General features: G+C 60.9%; 1 protein-coding gene. It reads left to right on the top strand.

Translation table 11 applies throughout. The annotated features are described in order from the left end of the window. Positions 1–256: 256 nt before the first annotated feature. A partial coding sequence (locus AC07FD_RS16635) for a potassium transporter Kup (protein ID WP_478350724.1) occupies positions 257–1,689 on the top strand: 1,433 nt, incomplete at its 3' end.

Raw genomic sequence — 1,689 nt, 5'->3', positions numbered from 1 at the left:
GGCCGACGCGACCGAATATTTCCAGATCCCGACTGGCCGTGTGGTAGAGATTGGTACGCAGGTAGCGATCTGACGGACGCATATGCTGCCGGTCCTGCTGGTGCGACCATGCCTGCAGATCGAGCCCGCGAATCTCGCGTGGACCGATGATCTCCCGAGCAGCCGAGCGTTGCCGGCATGGGAGCCATCACGCGACGGCACTTGATATTGCATCGCAGCAAGCGTAGATGACCGCGCACTTATCGGAGTGTCGTCCATGGCCCTTGCCAATGCTGGTAGTGAGGCAGAACCCGTCGAACAATCGAGCCATCCCGAAATCGAACAACACAGCACCAAGGTGTTGATGCTGGGCGCGCTTGGCGTCGTCTATGGGGATATCGGCACCAGCCCGATCTATGCGTTCCGCGAGGCGCTGGTGGCATCGTCCCGCGGTAGCGTGGCTGATCGCGGCGATATTCTTGGCGTTCTGTCGCTGATCATCTGGTCGCTGACGATCATCGTCACCATCAAATACATCATGTTTGTGCTGCGCGCCGACAACCGCGGCGAGGGCGGCGTGCTGTCGCTGATGGCGCTGGCGCGCGGCAGTTTCCCCAAGCGTTCGGCGCTGATACTTGGCATCGGCATCGTCGGGGCATCGCTTTTCTTCGGTGACGCCGTCATCACGCCGGCAATCTCGGTGCTGTCGGCCGTCGAGGGCATGAATGTCGTCACGCCTGCCTTCCAGCCTTACGTGGTGCCGCTAACTCTGGTCATTCTTGCCATGGTTTTCGCCGTACAGCGCTTTGGCACGGGCGGGGTGGGATTGGTGTTCGGCCCAGTGACCGCAGTATGGTTCCTGGCCATTGGCCTTTCCGGTCTCAACCACATCATCGCCGATCCGGAAATCCTGTGGGCGGTGAGCCCACACTACATCGTTGCCTTTCTGATCAATTCGCCCGACGTCGCCTTCGTTACTATCGGCGCCATCTTCCTCGCCGTCACCGGCGCCGAAGCGCTCTATGCCGATCTCGGCCATTTCGGCCGCAAGCCGATCGTGCTCGCCTGGCTGGCGATCGTGTTTCCCTGTCTGCTGCTCAATTATGCCGGGCAAGGCGCCTTCGTGCTGGCAAAGAACGGCGTGGTCGGCCATCCGTTCTTCGAGATGAACGAGGGCTGGACGCTGATCCCGATGGTCGTGCTGGCGACTGCTGCGACCGTGATCGCCAGCCAGGCGGTGATTTCGGGCGCCTTCTCGCTGACCAGGCAGGCCGTGCAGCTCAACATGCTGCCGCGTCTGGAAATCCTTCACACATCTGAAAAACAGTCCGGCCAGATCTACATGCCGCGCGTCAATCTCTTGCTGGCGCTGGTGGTGATGATGCTGGTCGTCGGCTTCGGCGAGTCCAGCAAGCTGGCGTCGGCCTATGGTATTTCGGTGACCGGCAACATGCTAGTGACGACGGTGCTGCTCTATGTCGTCATGACGCGCATCTGGAAATGGCAGCTGTGGCTGGCCGTCTCGCTGACGGCGCTGTTTGCCTTTATCGACATCGGCTTCTTTGCCTCCAATATCGTCAAGGTGTTCGAGGGCGGCTGGGCATCGCTGGCCGTAGCCTTCACCATCGTGCTGGGCATGTGGACCTGGGTGCGCGGCAGCCGCTATCTGTTCGACAAGACCCGGCGCAACGAGATTCCGCTCGATTTCCT

It is taken from the genome of Mesorhizobium waitakense (genome assembly GCF_056431085.1).
This window is presented reverse-complemented; position numbering and strand designations above follow the sequence as displayed.